The following is a 23,805-nucleotide window of genomic DNA, read 5'->3' on the forward strand; positions in this document are numbered from 1 at the left end:
CGGGGCCCGCACCAAGGGTCAACTCACGGTTGCGCGGCCCAGAGCAGGGCCCGGCCCAACTGCGGTTGCAGCCCCTTCGGGTGCAGCCGGAACGTCGGGTTGGTGCCGAAGAGCACCACCCCGTTGCCGCCCGCACTCACCGTGCGCACGATGCTGGCCTGGTTCGAGGCGGAGGCCTGCCCGTTGGCTCCGGTCCTCGCCCACCAGCCGGCCAGCAGCGGGTCCGCCGCGTACGACTGCTCCACGCTCACCCCGGCCCCGAGGTTGGTGAACCAGACCGGCTGGTTGATGAAGCTGTACGCGCTGGCCTCGGCGGTGACCGGTCCACCCCGGTTCACCACGTTGACCACCCCGCTGGCCAGCGACGGCCCGGCGGTGGCGGTGACGCTGAGCAGCGCGGTCGCGTTGCCGAAGTTCGCCCCGGCGGTGCCGAGGCCGACCACCCCGCCGCCGCGGGCCAGGAAGGCGTCCAACGCCGCCCGGTTGGCCGCAGTCAGGTTCGCCACGTTGAGGTTGCTCGCCACCAGCAGCACGTCGACGTCGTCGGTCAGCGTGTCGGCGAGGGTCGCGGCGGTGACCGCCCGGGTGGCGAAGCCGAGGGCGGCCACGGTGTCCCGGGCCTCGACGCCGCCCAGGTAGCCGACGACGATCTCCTTCACCGGGGTGCCCCGCCAGCGGGCCGGGGCCCGCTCGAAGGTGACCCCGTGGGTACGGACCGCCTCCTGCAGCAGCTTGCGGCTGCCCGGGGTGGTCTGCACCACCACGGACCCGTCGGCCAGCCGGTGCACCCGCAGGCCCTTGCGGATCAGCGAGTTGACCACCAGCAGGTCGGCGGAGTCCTGGAGGTTCAGCCGCACGTCGGTGTTGGCCGGCGGCAGGGTGCCGCTGGCCACCCCGTCGTACACCCGGGTCAGCTGCACCTTGGGCAGCTTGGCGTCCCACAGGGTGTCGACGGTGGCACCCCAGGTCAGCCCGTGGCTCCAGGCCGCCGGACCGGCGTAGAGGTCGTCCACCCGGTCGGTCAGATCGATGCCCGGTTCCAGCAGGGAGTTGACCAGGCCCCGCTTGGGTTGGTGCAGGTCGATGACGTACGAGCCGGCCGGGTAGCTCTTGCCGGCGGCCCGGAAGGGGTGCTTGGCCCGCCACACCCGGCCACCACTGCCGATCAGCAGGTCCACCAGGCGTGCGGCGGCCGGCTCGGAGCGCTGCCCGGCGCCGGTCGGGATCACGTACCCCCGGGGGAAGACCGTCTGGTAGTTGTCCTCCGGGCCCCAGCCCGGCACGAAGCCGTCCGGGATGTCCCGCAACGGCTCACCGGCCCAGCCGCGCCGGTAGACCTCCGCCTGGTCGAAGATCAGTTGGTTGCGGTGGTCCTGGATGTAGCGCAGCGAGGACTTGATCGCCACCTCGTGCACGTCGGTGTTGATGCCGGAGCGCCGAACCCGCTCCTGCGGGGTCAGGTTGGTCCCGCGCGGGTTCAGCGGCGCCTCGATGGTGTACGGGATGCTGCTCTGCAACAACGCGAAGGACGGCACGTAGATCGGCGGGAAGTCGTCCCAGACCCCCGGCGCGTCGTCCCGGAACGGGATGCGGGCCCGCTGGGTCTCGGGGTGGCCGAGCGCCCGCAGGTCCTCCTCGATGCCGAGGGCGTTCGGCAGGGCATGCTTGATGAACAGGTCGTACTCGTTGTTGACGTTGTGCGGCGGGGTGCTCGGGTGCAGCAGGGTCGGGTTGACGTAGCCGTGCAGATCCAGGGTGATGATCGGCTTGGTGTCGATGATCAGCTCGCGGATCAGGTTCGTCTCCGGCTGGGAGACGATGGTCAGATCCCGGTTGAGGTCGTACCCGTTGCCGTTGGGCCGGGTACCGGCGATCCGGCCGTCCGGGTTGGCGGTCACGTTGAAGATCAGGCGGTTGCGCTCCAGCAACCGGACCACCTCGGGGTCGCGGCTGGTGGCGAACTCCTCGATGACCCGCAGCGCCGCGTCGGTGCCCTCCCACTCGTTGCCGTGGAGGTTGCCGTTGACGAACAGCGGGGTCTTGTACCCGGCCAGCAGCTTGCGGTCGGTGCGCGCCCGGACCGGGTCCTCCTCGATGAGGCGCTTCCACTCCTCCTGCTGGCGGGCCTGCTGCCGGGTCTCCGGGGCGGTGACGACGACCGCGTACAGGTCGTATCCGCCGCTGGAGGTGCCGGCCACCCGGGCGGAGACCCGGTCGCTGGCGGCCTGCAAGGCGTTCAGCTTCGGGGCGATGTCGTGGTAGGGGATGACGCCGATCGGGATGGAGGCGTCGGCGGGGTTGGCCGGCCAGACCGGGAGCACGTTCTGCCGGGGGTAACCGGTGATCTGGTGAATGCTCGGTGAGGACGGTGGCACGGCCGGCAACGCCGAGGCGTTGGCCGGCGCGGCCCAGGCTGTCGTGCCGAGCAGGGCTAGGGAGAGCCCGGCGGTGGCCAGGCGTACGGACATGGTGTGCACGATGGACAGATCTCCTGTCGGATGAAGCGATTGCCGTACACGGGCGTGCGGATAGGGCCGGAGACCTACGGCAGGGAGTCGCCCGCTGCGGGCGGGAAGGGGATGACCCGGCGTCAGCGGCAGGGTCGACAGGCAGCGCTGGCGACGCGCAGGAGGTCGATGTGACCTCGCTTCGTCAGGTAGGCGCTTCGCACGACAATGATCTTTATGGAGACACGTCAGAGTGTCAAGGGCCATGCGCTGACCGTCATCCCGAGGTGGGCCGCTCCAGGGTGGACCTGAGGGCGGCCAGCCGGTCCACCGCCGCACTGGCGTACGCCCCGATCCACCGGTCGTGGATGCGCTTGATCGGCAGAGGGTCCAGGTGGTTCCACCGTTCGCGCCCCTTGCGTTGGGCGATGACCAGCCCGGCGGCCTCCAGCACCCGCAGGTGTTGCAGCACCGTGGTCCGGTCCAGGGGGGCCAGCCGTTCGCACAGGTCGCCGGTGGTGCGGGCCTGGTCCTTGAGCAGGTCGAGCAGGCGCCGTCGGGTCGGTGAGGCGAGTGCCTTGAACACCTCGTCCAGATCCTGGTCCGGGTTGTCGGGCTCGGCGCGACCGTCTGACATGTTATAAAAATACAACATGTCAGCGTGAGGAGATCAGCATGGACCTGCGGTTCAAGATCGCCGGCCGGATCAGCCGTCCGGTGCATGAGGTTTTCGAGGCCGTCGTCGACCCGGAGCAGCTCTCCCACTACTTCACCACCGGGGGAGCCAAGGGACGGCTGGCCACCGGGGCCACCGTCAGCTGGGACTTCGCCGACTTCCCCGGCGCCTTCCCGGTCGAGGTCGTCGAGGTGCAGCAGGACCGACGGATCGTGCTGCGCTGGGCGGCCGACGACGGCGAGGAGTCGACCGGGGCCTACCAGACCACCGTCACCATGGAATTCGAGCCGCTGGGCGCCGACCGCACCCTGGTCACCATCGCCGAGGAGGGCTGGCGACCCACCCCGCAGGGGCAGCGTGCCTCGTACGGCAACTGTGAGGGGTGGACGAACATGCTCTGCTGCCTCAAGGCGTGGCTGGAGCACGGCATCGAGCTACGGACCGGCTTCTACGCCTGACCGATGCCGACCGGGGAGCGTTCCGCGGCTCGGAACGCTCCCCGGCTCTCGGCCAACGGTCAGCCGACGAACTTGAAGTAGGTGCGGTACTGGAATCCGTTGTCGAGGGTCAGCACGAACTCCCGGCAGGTGCCGGCCCAGGCGGGGTCGGTCTTCCAGACGTAGTTGTACCGACCGTTGGCGTTGGCGGACATCTTCGAGTTACCCGGGTTGACCGCCTTGACCGGGGTCGGTCGCGGGGTGATGGTGCCGTCCGGGTTGACGGTCTCGAGGGTGTCGCAGTCGACCAGACGCGAGTACGGGGAGTTGCTGGCCAGGATGTCCAGGCCCCGGTTGCCGGCCAGTTGGAACTGCATCGGCACGGCCGATCCGGCGGTGATGGTGTTCATCCCCGAACGGTTGATGAAGTCGCCCCGGCAGGACGGGTGGGTGTCGAAGGCCTCGGTGTTGTCGTCGCGGTTGGTGGTGCCCTGCACGGCGCTGTAGCCCAGCCCACGGCGGGCGAAGGAGGCCCACAGGGTGCAGGAGTTCTCCCCGCCGGTGAGGGCGGCGTCCGCGGCGATGATGGCGTTGCGGCCGGTGACGAAGCCGGGGCCGCAGCCCTGCATCTTCAACCCGTCCATCACCAGTTGCAGGGCCAGGTTGTTGCCCCCGGTGTTCCACGGGTCGTAGACGTTCGGGTTGAACCCGTGCCGGTCGATCAGGTCCCAGGTCATGTCCCAGAGCACAGCGGCCCAGCCGTGACCGATGCCGTGCGGGGCAGCCAGGGAGGTGCCGTTGAGCCAGCCACCGGTCTTGATGCTGTCGTAGGTGAAGGGCTGGATCTCCATGTTCCGCGAGTACGGGCGCGGCCGGAAACCGTCACCGGTGCGGCTGTCCTGGAACAGGGCGTACTGCCCGTAGCCGCGCGGACCCTCGGGGTTGTCGAGGGCGGGGTTGATCAGGGAGACGATCGCGAGGAAGTCGCTCCAGCCCTCGCCCATCTGCTCGTTGCCGGTCAGGCAGTTGACCGTCGGGCCACCGGTGAGCCGCAGCGAGACCCCGTGACCGTACTCGTGGAAGATGGTCTCCGCGCGGAAGGAGGCGTCCCGCATGGCCGGGCGGTCCAGGTTGCGGTGCACCCGACCGGCGGAGGGCAGGGCGGCCTTGATGGCGTTGCCGTCGGCCTGGCTCACCATCACCGCGGGGATGCCGACCGCCGGGTTCATCGACCCGTTCATCACCACCGGGGCGCTGGCCACGTTGTTGACCACCACCACGGCGGCCGCCCCGGCCTGCTCGGCGTTGCTGACCTGGGTGTGGTAGTTGCAGCTGCTGCTGCGGTCGAGCACGGCGATCGCCCCGGCCGGCAGGCTGTACGCGGTGCAGCCGTCACCGGTGTTGCCGACACCGTCGTCGACAAGCGCCATGGCACCGGCGAAGCCGGCCCGGGTGGGCGCGGGGGTGAACCGGGCGTACTCCGCCTGGTAGGTCGCGGCGCCGGCACCCGAGCCGACCGTCACCGCGTTGGGCAGGCCGAACTGGTTGCCCGGCCAGAGGAACATCTGCATCCGGGGCCGGCCGCCGTCCATCGCCGGGGTGGAGAAGTTGGCGTTGTTCTGGCCGGAGCCGTCGTGCGCCTCGCACATCACGTCGTCGCCGCCGACCCCGCCACGGCCGTAGTTGTTGACCTGGAAGTTGCCGGCCGGCTCGTCGAATCCGTAGCCGTAGGTGAGGTCGTGGACGACGTTGCACCAGTAGAACTGGTTGACCACCGCGGCGTCCCGGTAGGTCTGCGGGTGCTCGTCCAGGTCGGCCGGAAAGTCGAAGTTCAGACCCGGTCCGCCGTCCGGGGAGCTGCCCGGGTCGACCTGGTTGTTGGCGTCCCGGTCGGTGTAGGCGTGGGCGTTGTTGCCCCGGGTGATGGTGTACTCCGGACCCGGGGTCCCGTCGGTGTCGTGCCAACCGTACGGCGAGGCGGTCCCCTCGGCCGGGTTGGTCACCAGGTTGCGCGGCCCCTCGTTGGCGTCGTTCTTCGGGAACTCGAAGACCCGGTAGCTGGACCCGTCGAGGACCTGGTTGCGCGGCAGGACGGCCGGGATCTCGATGTCCGCGGCGGTGGTGGCCGCCTGCTGCTCCGGCCGACCCAGGGTGGCGGCCAGGTCCTTGGGGTGGTCGTGGGTGGTCCAGTCGTCGCTGTCCAGCAGCTCACCGGTCTGCGCGTCGACGGCCACGTTCCACAGGTGCGGGTCCGAGGAGTCGTCGATGACCAGCTGCCAGGCCAGCCGCAGCCCCTCCTCGGTCGGCTGCCAACCCAGCTTCGCCGGAATCGGCTGCTCGGAGATGCCGCTGCCGGAGACCACGGTCCGCTGGGCCGCACCACCGGCCCGGCTCATCACCCGTGGGCTCTTGGGATCGGCCAGGTCCAGGGCCTCGGCCGCGGCCTCGACCGCCTCGACCGCGTCCAGCGAGGCCGCGCCGGAGGCCTTCTCGGCCAGGTCGGCCACCAGGCTGTCACCGACGAAGACGACACTGCCGTCCCGGGCCAGGTTCACCGTGGCGGTGGCCCCGAACACCTCCAGGTTCTGGTGCCGCTGGGCCAGGTTCACGTGGGTGACCCCGTTGTGTCGGCTGGTGTACATCGAGGCCACCGCGAGGTCGCTGAGGTCGGCGGCGTCGACCCCGTGCTGGACCGGGTTGGCCCGCAGGTAGTTGACGGCGAGGGCCTCCGGGGCACCCTCGTTCGGGCCGGTGAGGAAGATCGGGTTCGAGTTACCCGCGTCCTCCTCCGGCGCCGCGGAGGCGGGCGCGGAAACCGATGTCAGGGACACGACGAGGGTGGTGGACAACACCAGCGCGGCGTTGCGTCGACCACGAGATCTCCGGGGGGATGAGGGCACCAGAGGCTCCTTCGCTGTACGGGAAACGGCGGCTTGTCGCCGCGCTGCCCCGCGGCCCTGGTAAGCCGCGATGGCAGGGGCCGAACGCACCGGAGGGAGCGTTCCGACGTGCGGGACGCTCCCTCCGGCTCTACCTCAGATCGTTGCCGTGGATCAGCCGATGAACTTGAAGTAGGTGCGGTACTGGAATCCGTTGTCGAGGGTCAGCACGAACTCCCGGCAGGTACCGGCCCAGGCAGGGTCGGTCTTCCACACGTAGTTGTACCGACCGTGGGCATTGACGGACATCTTCGACTTTCCGGGGTTGACCGCCTTGACGGGGGTCGGCCGCGGGGTGATCGTGCCGTCCGGGTTGACGGTCTGCAGGGTGTCGCAGTCCACCAGCCGCGAGTACGGGGAGTTGCTGGCCAGGATGTCCAGGCCCCGGTTGCTGGCGAGCTGGAACTGCATCGGGGCAGCGTCGCCGGCGTCCAGGGTGGTCATCCCCGTACGGTTGATGAAGTCACCGCGGCAGGACGGGTGGGTGTCGAACGCCTCGGTGTTGTCGTTGCGGTTGGTGGTGCCCTGCACGGCGCTGTAACCCAGGCCCCGGCGGGCGAAGGAGGCCCACAGGGTGCAGGCGTTGTCGCCACCGGTGAGGGCGGCGTCCGCGGCGATGATGCCGTCGCGGCCGGCGACCAGGCCGGGGCCGCAGCCCTGCATCTTGAGGCCGTCCATCACGAGCTGGAGCGACAGGTTGTTACCGCCGGTGTTCCACGAGTCGTAGACGTTCGGGTTGAACCCGTGCCGGTCGATCAGGTCCCAGGTCATGTCCCACAGCACGGCGGCCCAGCCGTGACCGATGCCGTGCGGCGTGGCCAGCGAAGCACCGTTGAGCCAGCCACCGGTCTTGATGCTGTCGTAGGTGAACGGCTGGATGTCCATGTTCCGCGAGTACGGGCGCGGCCGGATGCCGGCACCGCTGCGGTCGTCCTGGAAGAGGGCGTACGGACCCATGCCGCGAACCCCGTCGGCGGTGTCGACGCTCGGGTCGAGCAGCATGGTGACCGCGAAGTAGTCGCTCCAGCCCTCACCCATCTGCTCGTTGCCGCTGAGGCAGTTGATGTTCGGACCACCGGTCAGGCGGTTGGAGATGCCGTGACCGTACTCGTGGATGATGATGCCCGCGTCGAAGTCGCCGTCGCGGATGCCCGGGTGGCTGGGGTGCTTGCGCACCGAGCCGGTCACGTCACCGGCGGCGATGGCGGCCTTGATGGCGTTGCCGTCGGCCTGGCTCACGGCGACCGCCGGGATGGCGACCGGCGTGCCGGTCATGGAGCCGGTCAGCACCGGCGCGGCGCTGGTGGCGTTGTGCGCCACCACGACGGCCTTGGCGCCGAGGGACTGGGCCACCTGGGTACGCAGCAGGTAGGTGCAGGCCGCAGTGCCGCCGTCGACGACCGCGATCCAGTTGCCGCTCGGCAGGGTCGCCGGGTAGGTGGCCGGGGTGCAGCCGGTGCCGCCGTAGACGTAGCGGTGACCCGGCAGACCGGCCACCGTGGGGGCGGGGCTGAACCGCGACCAGGTCGCGTCGAAGGAGCCCACGCCGTCCACGACGACCTGGTTCTGGGCACCGAACTGGGGGCCCGGCCACAGGAACATCTGCATCCGCGGGGCGGCACCGTCGGCGGCCGGGGTGGAGAAGTTGGCGTTGTTGGTGCCAGTGCCGTCGGCGGCCTCGGCCCGGACGTAGTCGCCGCCCACGCCGCCACGGCCGTAGTTGTTCATCTGGAAGTTGCCCGACGCCTCGTCGAACCCGTAACGGTGGGTGACGTCGTGGATGATGTTGTTCCAGTAGAACAGGTTCGCCGTCGCCGCGTCCCGGTAGTTCTGCGCGTGCTCGTTCAGGTCGACCGGGTTGTCGAAGGTCAGGCTCGGCCCACCGTCCGGGCTGCTGCCGAAGTCGGGGGCGTTGTTGGCGTCGGTGTCCTGGTACGCGTGGACGTTGTTGCCCTGGGTGGTGGTGTACTCCGCACCCGGGGCCCCGTCGGTGTCGTGCCAGCCGTACGGCGAGGCGACCCGGTCGGCCGGGTTGGTCACCACGGTGCGGGGGCCGTCGTTCGGGCTCTCGGCCGGTCCGGCGTACACGTTGTAGCTGGAGCCGTCCTGCACCGGCTCGTGGGTGTGGAACGCGGCCGTGTTCAGGGTCTTGGACCGGTTGGGGGCGAGGGCGTCCAGGTTCTCGGCGACCTCGTTGTGCTCGTGCTGGGTCGTCCAGTCGTCGACGTCGAGCAGCTCGCCGCTCTCCGCGTCGATGGTGGCGTTCCACAGGTGCGAGTCCGAGGAGTCGTCGATGACCAGCTGCCAGGCCAGGCGCAGCCCGTCCTCGGTCGGCTGCCAACCCAGCTTCGCCGGGATCGGCTCGTCGGAGATGCCACTCTCCGACACCATGGTCTTCTGCGCCGCGCCACCGGCCCGGCTGAGGACCTTGGGGCTCTTCGGCGTGGCCAGGTCCAGGGCGTCGGCGGCGGCCTCGACCGCGTCGACGGCGTTGAGGTCCGCCGTGCCGGAGGTGCCCTTCGCCAGGTCCGAGACCAGGGTGCCACCGGCCAGGATGACGCTGCCGTCCTTGGCGATGTTCACCGTGGCGGCCGCACCGAAGACCTCAAGGTTCTGGTAGCGCTGGGCCAGGTTGACGTGGGTGACACCGTTGTGCCGGCTGGTGTAGCTGGACAGGATGCTCAGATCGCTGAGATCCGCGGCGTTCACCCCCTGAGCGGCGGGGTTGCCGCGCAGGTAGCGAATGGCGATGTCCTCGGCGGCACCGTCGTTCGGGCCGGTGAGGAAGAACGGGTTCGACTGGGCCGGGGCCTCCTCGGGTGCGGCCGAGGCGGGATTGGCGGCGAGTGTGGTCAGTGACGCGACGAGGGTGGTGGTGAGCACCACTCCTGCGGCACGTCGGCCACGAGATCGATGGGGCTGTAGGGGCACCTTTGCTCCTTTTGGGGGTTGAAAGGACAGCGCGGGCTCCGATTCACCACCGCCGGGGCGGTCCGTCACGACTGTCCGCGACACTCGCCTGGTGGTCACTGTGCGTGACCGGGTCCGTGCGAGGTGAATCGCGTTGACGCTACGGTGCAGCTCACGACCGGTCATCCGACGGGTGACCAAACATTTCGATGATTCGCTTATACATATGTCGATTGCATCGGCCGTGACAGGATGGCAGGGTGCCCGACCGGTCGGCTCCCGCCATCGCTTTCGCGACAACCTTTCTGGTGTCCTCCTCTGTGGAGGAGGTCTTCGACCATCTCAGTGATCCGCACAGCTACCTCGGACTGTCGCCGTTGATCGTGGCGGTGGACGAGGTACGCATCAGCCGGGACCCCGAGGGCCGCACGGTGGCCGACTACGTCGCGGTCGAGCGGTTCCGGTTCCTCCGCCTGCTGCGCTGGGACAACCGGATCCGGGTACGCATGGTCACCACCCGGCCGGGCGCCCAACTGGTCAGCGAGGTGGCCAGCCCCGGAGGGGTGCGACTGCGGGCGGTGGTGGACCTGACCGCCGAGGCGACCGGGACCCGGGTGCACGAGCAGGTCACCGCTACCGCCCCGGCCCTGCTGCGGCGCTTCGTGGCCGACCAGGCCCGTCAGGTGGCGGCCTACCGGGCGGCCGAGTTGACCCGCCGGATGAAGGGTCAGGCCGGTTCCGCCTGATGCAGCAGCCGCAGCTGACCGATCTCGGCGACGTTCTTCATCAGCTCCGCGTTGACCCAGGCCAGCAGGTGCGCCACGGTGTGCTCCGGGTCGTGCGGCCACGGGAACGGCGCCACCCGGTCGAGGTCGGCCTCGGTGACCCCGTCCAGCATCTGCTGCCACTGCGTCCGTAGCTCACCCAGCCAGGCGATGGTGGGCGTACCGTCACCGGGCCAGTGAATCTCGGTGCGCTCGCGGGGTGTCCGGCCCTGCAGGTGGTCGAGGGCGACGCTCCACCACCAGCCGATGTGCCAGGTGAGCCAGGCGATGGTGGGCACGGGTATCGGATCGGGCTCGGTGTCGGCCCAGTCCGGCACCCAGTGGCCCGCCGGATCCCGGCGGACCGTCCAGCAGTGTGTGACCGGCTCCCAGCGGAACTGCTCCGGCGTCAACCGCTGAAGGTGGTGGTCGAACAACGACCAGGTCAGGTCGAACTGCCAGCGCAGCAGGTCGCGACGCGAGGAGGACATCGTCGGATCATCGCACCAGGACGTCGTACCGGCCGAGGGGTTTTCGACCGGCGGGCGGCTCACCCGGCGGCGGGCTGCGGCTGCCCGGCGGCGGTGCCGCGTGTCCAGGGCCAGGGCACCTCCCGGTAGGCCGCCTGCACCAGCAGCGCCTCGATGCCGCGCAGGAACGGCTCGATCCGCGCGGCCGGGAAGTACCGGGTATCGGCGGTGACGACCAACTCGATGCCCTCGGGGGCGTCGAGAACCTGGAGGCGGCATCGCCACGGGAAGTGATCAAGATCGGTCAACCAGCGGAAGCGGCTGTCCGGCAGCATCGTCCGCAGAGCGGCCCCGTCCGGGCCCGACCGCCCCGGGTCGACCTCGCGCAGCAGCCGGGCATCGTTGAGATAGCAGTAGGGCGCCAGGAAGGTCCGGTGATCGTGACCCAGGTCGGTGAAGGTGCGCTCCCACACCGCCGGGTCGTAGTAGGCGTGCCGGTAGGCGTCCAACGCCGCCCGCCCGGCCCGGGACAGCAACTCGGTGAAGCCGGGTCGGCCGGACAGGTCCAGTCGACACAACCCGATCTGGTTGAGGGTACCGATGGCCTCGGCGTGCCCGGGTTGGAAGCGGTTGTTGGCCATCACCACGATCCCGCAGGTCTGCTGGCCGTCGCCGGTCAGCCCGGCGGCGGTGGCCGCCAGGATCACGTTGGCGGTGCTGGTCCGGTTCCGCGCCGCCACCAGCCGCACCGCGTGGTGCGCCGCCGTGGACACCAGCGAGCCACGTCGGTAGCGGGGCTCCGGCGCCGGCCCGACCGGGTCGGACAGGCTGGGGGTGAGGTCCGCCAACTGCCGCACCCAGTACTCCACCGCCCGCTGTGAGCGCCGCTGCTCGACCTCGCGCTCCCGACCGGCCAGACCCAGCGACTGAAGGCCGGCAGCGGCGGGTGTGGAGCCGGCCAGCAACACCCGCAGATCGCGCAGCACCAGGTCGGCGGCGTGCACGTCGACGGTGGCGTGACTGAAGACCACCACCACCTGCCGTACCCGGCCGTCCACCGTGACCAGGGCGGCCCGCAGCGGCCACTCGGCCACATGGTCGAACCGGGGTGTCGCCAGCCGGGTGGTCAACCCGGTCGCGGCCGCCCGGCCGTCGGGGTCCTCGGCGGGCCGCGGCACCGGGTGTACGAGCACGGGCAGCCGACCCGAGGCAGCCGCCTCCTGATGCAGTTCGTCGTCACGGCGACGGAACCGGGTACGCAGGGACTCGTGCCGCTCCAGCAGGGCACCGATCGCCGTGACCGCCCGCGCGACCGTCAGCTCCGTGCGGGCGGGGACCGGCAGCTGACGGGGCAGGCACAGCGCCCGGTACCCGGCGGGGGAGTCGAACTCCTCCAGGCTGCGCCACATCGCCCGCTGCCCCCAGGTCAGCGGCGCGTTGGCGGCCCGTCCACCGGCGAAGGAGGCGGAGACGACCTCCTCGCCCTCGGCCAGGACCGCCACGCCCCCCGACTCGCCGCCGACCGGGGCGATGACGGGCGACGCACCGGTGGTGGCCCCCGGTGACCAGGGCCAGGGCACCTCGTCGTGGGCCGCGGCCACCACCAGTTCCTCCATCTCGCGCAGGTGGGTGTGCACGGCGTCCATCCCGATGTACCGGGTGTCGGCGGACAGGGTGATGCCCACCCCGCCGGGTTCGTCCACGACATGGGTCAACATGTGCCAGGCCGTCTGATCCAGCCCCTCCGTCCAGGACAGGGTGCTGGCGGCCATGGCGGCCCGAAGATCGGCGGGGGTAGCCGCCGGTGGCCGCCCGCCACCACCCACCGACAGCCGTACGTCGTTGAAGTAGTACTGCGGCCCGAACATCGCGTCGAAGTCGATGCCCTGCTCCTCGAAGGTCCCGCGTAGCGAGGCCGAGTGGTAGTAGGCGTGCCGCAGGCCGTTGAGCGAGGCGGTCCAGACCCGGGAGAGCACCTCGGTGAAGTCGGGCCGGCCGGACAGGTCCATCACGCAGAAGCCGACCTGACCCAGGTTCGCCACGGCCTCGGCGTAGTCGGTGCGGAATCGGTTGTGCGCCATCGGAAACAGGCCCACCAGGGTACGCCCGCTGTGCCGGGCGGCGACCGCGTGATAGGCCGCCAGCAGCACCGCGGAGGCGCTGACCCGGTGCCGGGCGGCGACCATCCGGGCGGCGGTGCCGATGGCGGACGAGACCAGCACCCCCCGACGTACCGGCGGGTCCAGCCCCGGGCCGGTCTCCTCCCATGGTTCCTGCGGCAGCCGCCGGTACTCCCGCAACCAGTAGGCCGCCGACCGCTCGGAGCGTCGGAGGTCCGGGCCGTGCTGGAGCAGGGCCACCTCGGTCGACTGGGGACCGGGTGGGGTGGGCAGACTTCCGCGCAGCAACAGCAGCCGGAGATCACGCAGCACCACCTCGGCGGCGTGCGCGTCCACCGTGGTGTGACTGAACACCAGCACCACCTGGCGTACCCGGTCGTCCACCGTCACCAGCGCCACCCGCAGGGGCCACTCGGCGCTGTGGTCGAAGGCGACGTCGCCGAGCCGGGTGGCGGCCGCCCGGGCCGCCTCGGCACCGTCGTCCACCCCGGGGCAGACCAGCACCGGTAGCACCCCGCTGGCCACCGCCTCCTGTCGCGGCTCGCCGTCGATCACCGGAAGCCGGGTGCGCAGCGCGGCGTGCCGACTGACCAGCGCACCCACCGCCCGCAGGGCCGTCGGCAGGTCCTTCGCGGCCCGCGCCGAGATCACGATGGTACGCCGCAGATTGAGGAAGCGATGGTTGGAGCCGAACCGGCTGATCGAGCGCCAGAGCACCTGCTGGGCCCAGGTCAGCGGCGCCGTGGCGGCGCCGGTACCGCTGAACTCGACCGGGGCCAGGGGCTCCGAGGCCCACTCGACCGGGATGACGACGTCCGCGAATGGCATTCCTGACGGTAAGACGGACCGTACGGGTGTCGGATCGATCGATCGAGTCTTGCACAGTGGACCGATCAGCCGATTCGCGCTTTCCGATGCGCGATGCAGACTACGGACTCCCATCCGTCATCGGAGTGAGGCGCTGCGTGACAAACGTTGACGCGCCGGCGTGGAGTCCTGCCCGCTCGCCGGAACTGCCCCGATCCACCGATCCCCCGCGTCTGTCGTTCGGCCAGGAGAGAATCTGGTTCACCGAGCAGCTGACCCCGGGCACCCCCGCCTACGTCATCTACTCGACGCTGCGACTGCACGGCCCGCTGGAGATCGATCTGCTCCGGGCCGCCCTGGACGCCACCGCCGCCCGACACGACAGCCTGCGGATGCGGTTCACCGAGAACGCCGACGGGGAACCGGTCGTGCAGGTGGCGCCCGAGGTGCGGGTACCGGTCACGGTCACCACCGCCGAATCCGACCAGGCCGCCCGGGAACTGGTCGCCGCCGCCGTCGACACCCCCTTCGACCTGACCGCCGCGCCGCTGCTGCGGGCCCTGGTGGTCCGGATCGACGACGAACAGCACCTGCTGCATCTGGCGATGCACCACATCGTCAGCGACGGCTGGTCGCTGGACATCGTGATCGGCGAGGTCGCCGCCACCTACGGCGCGCTGCGCGACGGCGGCACCGCCCCCACCGCCCCGACCACCGGGTACCTGGACTACGCCGCCTGGCAGCGGGCCCGACTGGACGGCCCGGCCAGCGGCGACGGGTTCGCCTACTGGCGTACGGCGCTGACCGAGGTGCCGCCGCTGGAACTGCCCACCGACCGGCCCCGCCCGGCCGTGCTGTCGTACGCCGGGGGCACCCACCGCTTCGCCTTCGACGCCGAGCTGACCGACGGGCTGCGCCGACTCAGCCGTACCCACCGCAGCACCCTGTACATGACGCTGCTCACCGGCCTGCAGGCCGTCCTGTTCCGCTACAGCGGCCAGCGGGACTTCGCCATCGGCTCCCCGGTCGCCGGCCGGGTGGTGCCGGAGCTGGAACGACTGGTCGGCCTGTTCGTCAACACCCTGGCCCTGCGCGCCGACCTGTCGCCGACCACCAGCGGCCCGGACACCCCCGCCGAACCCAGCTTCGCGGCCCTGCTCAAGCGCACCCGGGGCACGGTGATGCGGGCGCTGGCCCACCAGGAGGTCCCGTTCGAGCGGCTGGTCGCCGACCTCAATGTGGCGCGTGACGTCAGCCGTACCCCGGTCTTCCAGGTGTTGTTCACCCTGCAGAACTACGACCAGGGCGGCACCGGTTGGCCGGCCGGGCTGCGGGCCGAGGGGGTGGGTACGGACGCCGCGACCGCCCGGTTCGACCTGTCGCTGTACGTCGGGGAGAGCGCCGACGGCCTGCGCGGCATGTTCGTCTACAACAGCGACCTGTTCGACGCCGCGACCGTACGGCGACTGGCGGCCAGCTTCGAGACCCTGCTGCGCGGCGCGATCGCGGCACCGGACCGCCCGGTGGTCGACCTGGACCTGCTGGACCCGGCCGAACGGGACCGCACCCTGGCCCTGGGGCGACCCGACACCGACGACACCACCGGGGTCACCGGCGGCGCCACCACCCTGGCCGACCTGATCGACCGGCATGTCGCCGCCACCCCGGACGCCCCGGCGGTGGTCGGTGAACAGTCGCAGACCCTGACCTACCGGGAGCTGGACCGCCGGGCCAACCGACTGGCCGCCTGGCTGCGCGGGCGGGGGGTCGGCCCGGACAGCCTGGTCGGGGTGCTGCTGGAACAGTCCGTGGAGTTGGCCGCCACCCTGCTAGGGGTGCTCCGCGCCGGCGGGGCCTACCTGCCGCTGGATCCGGAGCAGCCGGCCGCCCGGCTGGGCCTGATGCTCGCGGACGCCCGCCCCAGCATCGTGCTGACCAGCGCCGACCTGCGAGACCTGCTGCCGGCCGAGCTGCACACGGCCTGCCTGGAGGAGGTGGCCGCCGACATCGCCGCCGGCCCGGACACCCCACCCGAGGCCACCGCGACCGGTGACAACCTGGCCTACGTCATCTACACCTCCGGCTCCACCGGCGTCCCCAAGGGGGTGGCGGTGGCCCACCGGCAGGTGCTGCGCTACCTCGACGGGGTAGCCGACCGGTTCGCCGTCGTCCCGGCCGCCCGGTACGGGCTGCTTCAGTCGATGTCCTTCGACTTCAGTGTCACCGTCTTCTATCTGGCCCTGGCCACCGGCGGTGCGGTGCACCTGCTGCCCCGCCGGTGCACCGGCGCGGAACTCGCCGAGCGGCTGCGGGCCCGGCACATCGACTACCTGAAGATCACCCCCTCGCACCTGACCGCGCTCACCGCCGACGCCGAACCGGATGACCTGCTGCCCGCCCGGGCGCTGATCCTCGGCGGGGAGGCCTCCGAACTGGAGCGGATCGCCCCCCTGGCCGCCGGTCCGGCCCGGGTGTTCAACCACTACGGCCCCACCGAGGCCACCGTCGGCGTGACCACCTACGAGGTACCCCCCACCGAGACCGGCGCCGGCCCGGTGCCGATCGGTCGGCCCCTGCCACACGCCCGGGTCTATGTCCTCGACGAGCGGATGCGCCCGGTGCCGGTCGGGGTGCCCGGCGAGCTGTACCTCGGCGGCGACCGGCTGGCCCGTGGCTACCTGAACCAGCCCGAGCTGACCGAGCAACGGTTCCTGCCCGACCCGTACGGCCCACCCGGCGCCCGCCTCTACCGCACCGGCGACCTGGCCCGCTGGCGCAACGACGGGCAGCTGATGTTCCTCGGCCGACGCGACCACCAGGTGAAGATCCGCGGCTACCGGGTCGAACTGGGGGAGATCGAAGCCGCCCTGCGGGACTGCCCCGAGATCCGGCAGGCGGCGGTGCTGCTGCGCGAGGACCGGCTGGTGGCCTACCTGGAACCGGCCACCGAGGTGGACCCGCCCCAACCGGCGCAGCTACGCCGCCGACTCGCCGAACGGCTGCCCGAGCACATGCTGCCCAGCCGCTGGGTGCTGCTGGACCGGCTGCCGTTGCAGGACCACGGCAAGGTGGACCGGCGGGCCCTGCCCGCCCCGACCGACGAGCCGACCACCGATGCCGAACAGGTGGCGCCGGAGGGGCCGGTGGAGATCCTGATCGCCGGGATCTGGCAGGCGGTGCTCGGGGTGGCCCAGGTCGGCGCCGGGGACGACTTCTTCGACCTGGGCGGGCACTCCCTGCTGGCCACCCAGGTGGTGGCCCGGCTGCGGCGGGAACTGCCCGAGGTGCTCGGCGCCGCCGCACCGACGGTCAGCGTGATGGACCTGTTCCGCCACCGCACCGTACGCGAACTGGCCCAACTGGTCGGCGGTGGCGCCACCGGCGACAGCGGGCTGCTGTACGAGCTGACCCCGCCGGTGCCCGCCGGAGCGCGCATCGCCACCATGGTCTGCGTCCCGTACGGCGGCGGCAGCGCGGTGGTGTACCAGCCGCTGGCCGACGCGCTGCCCCCCGGATACCGGCTGCTGTCCGTGGCCGTACCCGGACATGACATCGGGGTGGCCGACGACCCCGCGCCCATCGAGGAGGTCGCGGCCGAGGTCGTCGCGGAGATCCTGGACCGGGTCAGCGGCCCGCTGATCCTCTACGGACACTGCGGTCCCGGCGGGGCCCTGGCGGTGGAGGTGGCCCGGCGGCTGGAGACGACCGGCCGGGAGTTGGAGGCGGTGTATCTCGGCGCGGTCTTCCCCTTCGGCCGACCCGCCGGTGGCCTGCTCGGCCCGCTGCTGCGGCTGCGGCTGGCCGAACGGCTGCGCAGCGACCGGATCTACCGCACCTGGCTCCAGGCCCAGGGCACCAACATCGGGCAACTGGCCCCCGAGGAGGTGCGGTTCCTGATCCGGGCGATGCGCCACGACGCCGAGGTGTCCGAGGAGTACTTCACCGAGCTGATGCGCCAGCGGGTGACCCCACTGCGGGCGCCGATCATCTCCGTGGTGGGGGAGCGGGACCGGGGCACCGAGTTCCACGAGGAGCGCTACCGCGAGTGGCACTTCCTCAGCGACCGCACCGCCCTGGCCGTGATCGACGAAGGGGGCCACTACTTCCTCAAGTACCGGGCCCCCGAACTGGCCGAGATCGTCACCGAGGTGCACCGGCGCCTCGACACCCCCACCCCGGTGGTCGAGACCGGGGTCGACCCCGAGCCGGCCTGGCAGTTGGCCGCCGTCTCCGACCGGGGCGCCGAACCGCCGCCGACCGGCCGGAGCCGGACGGACACCGCGCCCCCACCGAGCATGCGGCGCTTCGGCATGGTCGCCGCCGGACAGATCACCTCCGGCCTGGGCACCGCGCTGACCACCTTCGCCGTACCACTGTGGATCTACACCCAGACCGGCTCACTGGCCCGGTTCGCGCTGTTCGCCGTCCTGGCGCTGCTGCCCGGCCTGCTCATCGCGCCGTTGGCCGGCGCGCTGATCGACCGGTTCAGCCGGCGGGCCGTCCTGCTGACGGCCTGCGCCGCCGCCGGCGGCGGCAACGCCGCGCTGGCCGTACTGGTGCTCCTGGACCGGGTCGAGATCTGGCACTTCTACCCCTTCACCGCCTGGCTGTCGGTGGCGCTGGCCTTCCAACGCCTGGCCTTCGTCTCGGCGGTGCCGCAACTGGTGCCCAAACGGTTCCTGGGTCACGCCAACGGCTTGGCCCAGACCGCCGTCGGCCTCACCCAGTTCGTGGTGCCGCTGGCCGCGGTGGCCCTGCTCCAGGCCGTCGGCCTACGCGGCATCCTCCTGGTCGACGTGGCCTGCTACCTCTTCGCCATCACGGTGCTGGCGGTGGTGAAGTTCCCCCGCACCCTGGCCCTGCAACGCCGCGAGAGCATCGGCGCGGAGATCCTCGCCGGACTGCGGTACGCGCTGCGCCGCCGGGAGTTCCGGGCCATGCTGGCCTTCTTCGCCGCCCTGAACCTCTTCCTCTTCCCGGTGCTGTTCCTGCTCTCCCCACTGGTGCTCGGCTTCGCCGGCCTCGACGAGGTGGCCCAGGTGGCCCTCACCGGCGGGATCGGGGCGGCCACCGGCGGCCTGGTGATGCTGGTCTGGGGTGGTCCCCGGCACCACCGGATGCGCGCGGTGCTGCTGGGCACCCTCGGCATCGCCGTGGCCGCCATGCTGACCGGGCTGCGCCCCAACCTGGCCCTGATCGCCGCCGGCGCCTTCGGGATGTACGCCTGTCTGGCCATCGTCAACGGGGTCTACGCCACGATCATCCAGACCAAGGTGCCGCCGCGCGTACACGGCCGGGTCTTCGCACTCAACCAGATGGTCGCGCAATCCACCCTGCCCCTGGGCTGGGGTCTGATCGCCCCGGCCGCCGCCCGGATCGCCGAACCGATGCTGCTGCCCGGCGGTGCCCTGGCCGACACGGTCGGCGTCGTCCTCGGGGTCGGCCCGGGACGCGGCCACGGCCTGCTCTACGTGCTGTTCGGGCTCTGCATCGCGGTCACCGCACTGGTCTCGCTGGTGATCCCGGTGCTGGCTCGCTTCGACGACCAGGTGCCGGACGCCCCGCCGGACGACCTGGTCGGCATCGAGGAACGCCAGGCCCGGGCCGCCGCCGTGACGACCAGCCCGGCACCGGCCCTCCGGAAGGCGGCCTGAGGTGGCCACGACGACCCCCGCCCCCCGTACGGTGCCGGACCTGCTGGACTGGCGCGCCGGCCTGCACCCGGAACAGGTGGCCGTCGAGGTGCACGGCGTGGCCACCCTGACCTTCGCCGACTGGGCCGCCGAGTCGAACCGGCTGGCCGCCGCCCTGCTGGCCCGGGGACTGTGTCGGGGGGACCGGGTGGGCCTGCTGTTCGGTGCCCACGACTGGACCCGCTTCGCGGTCGCGTACTGCGGGGTGCTGCGGGCCGGCGGGGTGGCCGTGCCCCTGTCCGACCGGCTGGCCGCCGGACAACTCGAGTACGCCCTGACCCACTGCGCGGCCACCGCCGTGCTGCACGGCGACGGGACCCCCGCCCCGACCGTACCGGCCGGGCTGCCGGTCTGGACCTGCGCGGACCTGCTCACCGAGGCGGCCCCTGTCGAGGCCACGGCGGCCCGCCCCGGTGACCTGGCCCAGATCCTCTACACCTCCGGCACCACCGGGCGGCCCAAGGGGGTGGCGGCCAGCCACGCCAACCTGACCGTCGGGGCACCCCGGCATCCCCGCCGGCTGGCCCTGGCTCACTCCCGGCGGTTCCTGCACGCCTTCGCCATCGGCACCAACGCCGGGCAGACCATGCTGCTCAACGCGCTCACCGCCAAGGCCGGTGCGCTGACCCTGCCCCGCTTCACCCCGGTCCGGTTCGCCCGGCTGGTCGAGGCACCCGGCACCGGCACCGTCTTCGTGGTCCCATCGATCGCCGTCGAACTGCTCGACTCCGGCGCCCTGCGCGGGCGGGACACCAGCGGGGTACAGCTGATCGGGTCCACCGCCGCGCCACTGGCACCGGCGGTCGCCGCCCGGCTGGCCGAGGTCTTCCCGGCGGCCACCATCGTCAACTACTACACCTCCACCGAGGCGGCCCCCGCGCAGACCACGATGATCTACGACCCGGCGCGGCGGGAGGCGGTCGGCCGACCGGTCGGCGGGCAGCTGATGGTCGCCGACGCCGACGGCAACCCCCTGCCGGTCGGCACCACCGGCGACGTGTGGCTGCGGGCCCCCTTCACTCGCGCCTACTACCGGGACGAGGCCGCCAACCGGGCCACCTTCCGCGACGGGTGGGTGCGGATGGGCGACATCGGCCGGCTGGACGCCGACGGCTACCTGTACCTCACCGACCGACACCAGGATGTGATCAAGACCGGGGCGTTCAAGGTCTCCACCCTGGAGGTGGAAGCGGCACTGTACGAACACCCCCTGGTCGCGGAGGCCGCCGTGGTGGGGGTGCCGCACCCGGTGCTCGGCTCGGCGGTCGCCGCCGCCCTGGTACCCCGCCCACCGGCCGGCCCGGACGACCTGACCCTGCCGGTGGTCCGCGGCTTCCTCGCCGACCGGCTGGCCGACTACCAGTTGCCCGCCCGGGTCCTGGTGCTCGACCGGCTGCCGCACAACGAGGGCGGCAAGGTGCTCAAACGGCAGCTCACCGACCTGTTCGAGAAATGACAGACACCAGCACAACCAGGGGAGCAGATGTGGGCACCGCCGAGGCGACCTACGCACAGCACGCGGTCTGGTTCACCGAGCAGGCCGGGACCGCCGGCACGGCGTATCACATGGCGTTGGGGGTGCGGTTCGGCGCCGAACTGGACACCCAGTCCCTCGTAGCGGCGTGCACCAGCGTGATCGAGCGGCATCCCATCCTGTCCGCCCGGCTCACCGGCGACGACGACGGCACCCCCCGCCTGGCCCCGGCCGACACCCGCCCCTCGGTCGGCTTCGGCGACCTGACCGATGCCCGGATCGCCGATGAGATCGCCCGCCCCTTCGACCTGCACACCGGGCCCCTGGCCCGGTTCACCCTGCTCACCGGCGCCGAGGGTGACCATCTGCTGCTGGTAGCCGCACACCATGTGGCCTTCGACGGCACCTCCAAGGACGTCCTGGCCCGGGACCTGGCCGTCGCGTACGCCGCCGCCCGGGCGCAGGAGCCCACCGAACCGTTGACCCGCGCGAACGACCACACCGACCTGGCCGCGGCCGAACAGCAGCGGGTCGCCGCCGACCTGCCCGCCGCCCGCGAGTACTGGGCCCGGCACTGGTCCGGCCCCGGTGACGTCGTCCTGCCCGGTCTGCGTCGGCTGCCCACCGGTGCCGAACCCGGTGTCGCCGTGGCCGCGGACCTGCCGGCCGACCTGGTCGAGGGGGTCGACCGGCTGGCCGCAACGCTGGGGGTGACCCGCTTCGAGGTGCTCTTCGCGGCCCTGCACGCCCTGCTGGCCCGCTACGGCAACCAGCACACCCCGGTGGGGGTGGCGCTGTCCACCCGTACCCCCGAACAGGCCGACCTGATCGGACTCTTCGTCAACGAACTGCCGGTCACCGCCGAGACCGGCCCGGCGACCTTCCGCGACCACGCCCAGGCGCTGCGGACCCGGCTGCGGGAGGTGTACCGGCACCGGGCCGTGCCGCTGGCCCATGCCGTGACCGGCCTGCGGCCGGCACCGGCGCTCACCCCGGTCAGCATCGGCTACCGGCGCCGTGGTGCCGAGCCGGTCTTTCCCGGGGTACCCAGCCGGGTGGAGTGGACCCTGTTCAGCGGTGCCGCCCGCAACGCCCTGCACGTGCAGATCGTCGACGCACCCACCGGCATCATGGTCAGCCTCCAGCACAGCCCCACCGCCATCGACACCGAGGCGGTACGCCGCATCGGCGGACACCTGCACACCCTGCTGGCCGCCGTGGTCGCCGACCCGGACCGGCCGGTGGCGCGGCTGCCGCTGCTGTCCGACGAGGAACTCGACCAGGTAGACCGGGCCGGCACCGACACCGCCCGCAGCTATCCGGTCGCGACCGTACCGGACCTGTTCGCCGCCCAGGTCGCCGCGGCCCCGGAGGCCCCGGCCGTGCTCGACGGTGACCTGACGTTGAGCTATGGCCGACTCGACGAGGCCGCCCGGCGGCTGGCTGGGGCGTTGCGGCAGCGCGGGGTCGGCCCCGCATCGCTGGTGGCGATGCCACTGGAGCGGTCCTGGCAGGCGGTGGTGACCATGCTGGCGGTGCTCCGCTGCGGCGCCGCCTACCTGCCGATCGACCCGGCTCACCCGGCCGCCCGGCAGGAGATGGTGCTGGCCGACGCCGCCCCGACCCTGGTGGTGACCGCCACCGGGACCACCTCGGACCGGCCCACCCTGGCCCTGGACGAGGTCGCCCTGCTCGACGGCCCGGTGCCGCCGGACCCGGCCGAACGCCCCGGCGCCGATGCGCTGGCCTATGTGCTCTACACCTCCGGATCCACCGGCCGTCCCAAGGGGGTGGCGGTGAGCCACGGGCCCCTGGCGAACATGCTGTTCGGGTTCCGGGACCTGCTGGACAGCGGGCCGGCCCACCGGTGGCTGCATCTGACCTCGCTGTCGTTCGACATCTTCGCGGTGGAGGTCCTGCTGCCCCTGGTCACCGGCGGGCAGGTGGTGGTGGCTTCGAAGGTCAGCGCCCTGGAAGGCGCGGCCGTGTCGGCGTTGATCCGCGCGGCCGGCGTCACCCACGCCCAGGCCACCCCGTCCGGCTGGCGGGTGCTGCTGGAGGCCGGCCTCGGCGCCCCGGACGACCCCACGCCGCCGCTGGTCGCCCTCGCCGGTGGCGAGGCCCTGCCGGTCACCCTGGCCCGGGAGCTGCGGGCCCGCACCGCCCGGTTGATCAACGCGTACGGGCCGACCGAAGCCACCGTGTACGCCACCGTGGCGGACATTCCCGCCGACCCCGCTGAAGTCACCATCGGCACCCCGCTGCCGAACGTGCGGGCGTACATCCTGGACGCCGCCGGTCTGCCCGCGCCCATCGGCCTGCCCGGTGAGCTGTACCTGGCCGGTGCCGGGCTGGCCCTCGGCTACCTGGGGCGCGACGACCTGACCGCGCAACGGTTCGTACCCGACCCCTACGGTCCGGTCGACGCCCGGATGTACCGCACCGGTGACCGGTGCCGGTGGCGGCCGGACGGGCAGATCGAGTTTCTCGGCCGCACCGATCACCAGGTCAAGATCCGGGGCCACCGGATCGAGTTGGGGGAGATCGACGCTCGGCTGCTGGACCACCCCGGGGTGGCCGAGGCGGTCACCGTGCTCCGGCAGGACACCGACGAGCCGCGCCTGGTCGCCTACCTGGTGCCCCGACCCGGCGCTCTGCCGGAGTCGGCCGACCTGCGGCACCACCTTGCGGCGAGCCTGCCCCAGGCGGCCCTGCCCAGCGACTACGTCACCCTGGACCGGTTGCCGCTGAGCGCCAACGGCAAGGTGGACCGGGCCGCCCTGCCCGCCCCGGCCGAGCGGCCGACCGAGCCCGAGGCCACCGCCCCGGTCGACGACGATCCGCTGATCGCGGAGTTGCGGCTGATCTGGCAGGAGGTGCTGCGGATTCCCGACATCGGGGTGCACGAGGACCTGTTCGACCTGGGTGGACACTCGCTGACCATCACCCGGATCAGCGGACGCATCCAGCAACGACTAGGGGTGGAGGTACCGCTGGACGCCTTCTTCGACACCCCGACCATCGCCGAGATCGCCGACATCGTCCGACAGTTGACGAAGGAGTCCTGA

12 protein-coding genes are annotated in these 23,805 nt (G+C 71.8%); 5 read left to right on the forward strand and 7 right to left on the reverse strand.

Features of this window, described 5'->3' with window-relative positions; translation table 11 throughout:
* Window positions 1–23: 23 nt before the first annotated feature.
* The 3 genes from ABZ795_RS00565 to ABZ795_RS00575 form a co-directional block, all read right to left on the reverse strand.
* On the reverse strand, window positions 24–2,468 hold the full coding sequence (locus ABZ795_RS00565; protein ID WP_357527650.1) for a M14 family zinc carboxypeptidase: 2,445 nt from the start codon (window positions 2,466–2,468) through the stop codon (window positions 24–26).
* A gap of 122 nt (window positions 2,469–2,590) precedes the next feature.
* Window positions 2,591–2,671: a putative leader peptide gene (locus ABZ795_RS00570; RefSeq protein ID WP_350697899.1), complete on the reverse strand. Its 81-nt coding sequence runs from the start codon at window positions 2,669–2,671 to the stop codon at window positions 2,591–2,593.
* Between the two features lie 53 nt (window positions 2,672–2,724).
* Window positions 2,725–3,084 carry a metalloregulator ArsR/SmtB family transcription factor gene (locus ABZ795_RS00575; RefSeq protein WP_327026256.1) on the reverse strand — a complete coding sequence of 120 codons (360 nt, stop codon included), beginning with the start codon at window positions 3,082–3,084 and terminating at the stop codon, window positions 2,725–2,727.
* Between the two features lie 38 nt (window positions 3,085–3,122).
* Here ABZ795_RS00575 and ABZ795_RS00580 point away from each other — a divergent pair, with 38 nt between their 5' ends.
* Complete coding sequence (locus ABZ795_RS00580; protein WP_357527653.1) at window positions 3,123–3,581, forward strand: SRPBCC family protein; 459 nt, start codon at window positions 3,123–3,125, stop codon at window positions 3,579–3,581.
* Window positions 3,582–3,640: 59 nt separating this feature from the next.
* On the opposite strand, the gene ABZ795_RS00585 is transcribed toward ABZ795_RS00580, so the two are convergent.
* On the reverse strand, window positions 3,641–6,460 hold the full coding sequence (locus ABZ795_RS00585; RefSeq protein ID WP_357527655.1) for a M36 family metallopeptidase: 2,820 nt from the start codon (window positions 6,458–6,460) through the stop codon (window positions 3,641–3,643).
* A 153-nt stretch (window positions 6,461–6,613) separates the two neighbouring features.
* Window positions 6,614–9,430, reverse strand: a complete 2,817-nt coding sequence (locus tag ABZ795_RS00590; RefSeq protein ID WP_357527657.1) for a M36 family metallopeptidase — start codon at window positions 9,428–9,430, stop codon at window positions 6,614–6,616.
* 239 nt (window positions 9,431–9,669) lie between these two features.
* On the opposite strand from ABZ795_RS00590, the gene ABZ795_RS00595 reads away from it, so the two are divergent.
* Window positions 9,670–10,155: an SRPBCC family protein gene (locus ABZ795_RS00595; RefSeq protein ID WP_357527659.1), complete on the forward strand. Its 486-nt coding sequence runs from the start codon at window positions 9,670–9,672 to the stop codon at window positions 10,153–10,155.
* Here ABZ795_RS00595 and ABZ795_RS00600 read toward each other — a convergent pair.
* A complete protein-coding gene (locus ABZ795_RS00600) occupies window positions 10,137–10,664 on the reverse strand; it encodes a DinB family protein (protein ID WP_357527661.1) in 528 nt (175 codons plus the stop codon). The genes ABZ795_RS00595 and ABZ795_RS00600 overlap by 19 nt on opposite strands.
* Window positions 10,665–10,723: 59 nt before the next feature.
* Window positions 10,724–13,591 carry a condensation domain-containing protein gene (locus ABZ795_RS00605; RefSeq protein WP_357527663.1) on the reverse strand — a complete coding sequence of 956 codons (2,868 nt, stop codon included), beginning with the start codon at window positions 13,589–13,591 and terminating at the stop codon, window positions 10,724–10,726.
* 137 nt (window positions 13,592–13,728) lie between these two features.
* Between ABZ795_RS00605 and ABZ795_RS00610 the strand changes: the two genes are divergently transcribed.
* From ABZ795_RS00610 to ABZ795_RS00620, 3 genes are read left to right on the forward strand one after another with little or no spacing between them, the layout of a single operon-like run.
* Window positions 13,729–19,224 (forward strand): amino acid adenylation domain-containing protein, encoded by a 5,496-nt coding sequence (locus tag ABZ795_RS00610; protein ID WP_357527665.1) that lies wholly within the window; start codon window positions 13,729–13,731, stop codon window positions 19,222–19,224.
* A gap of 1 nt (window position 19,225) precedes the next feature.
* On the forward strand, window positions 19,226–20,719 hold the full coding sequence (locus ABZ795_RS00615; RefSeq protein WP_357527667.1) for an AMP-binding protein: 1,494 nt from the start codon (window positions 19,226–19,228) through the stop codon (window positions 20,717–20,719).
* Window positions 20,720–20,748: 29 nt separating this feature from the next.
* Complete coding sequence (locus tag ABZ795_RS00620) at window positions 20,749–23,805, forward strand: amino acid adenylation domain-containing protein (RefSeq protein ID WP_357527669.1); 3,057 nt, start codon at window positions 20,749–20,751, stop codon at window positions 23,803–23,805.

This window comes from Micromonospora sp. NPDC047134 (genome assembly GCF_040643455.1).
GTDB lineage: Bacteria > Actinomycetota > Actinomycetes > Mycobacteriales > Micromonosporaceae > Micromonospora.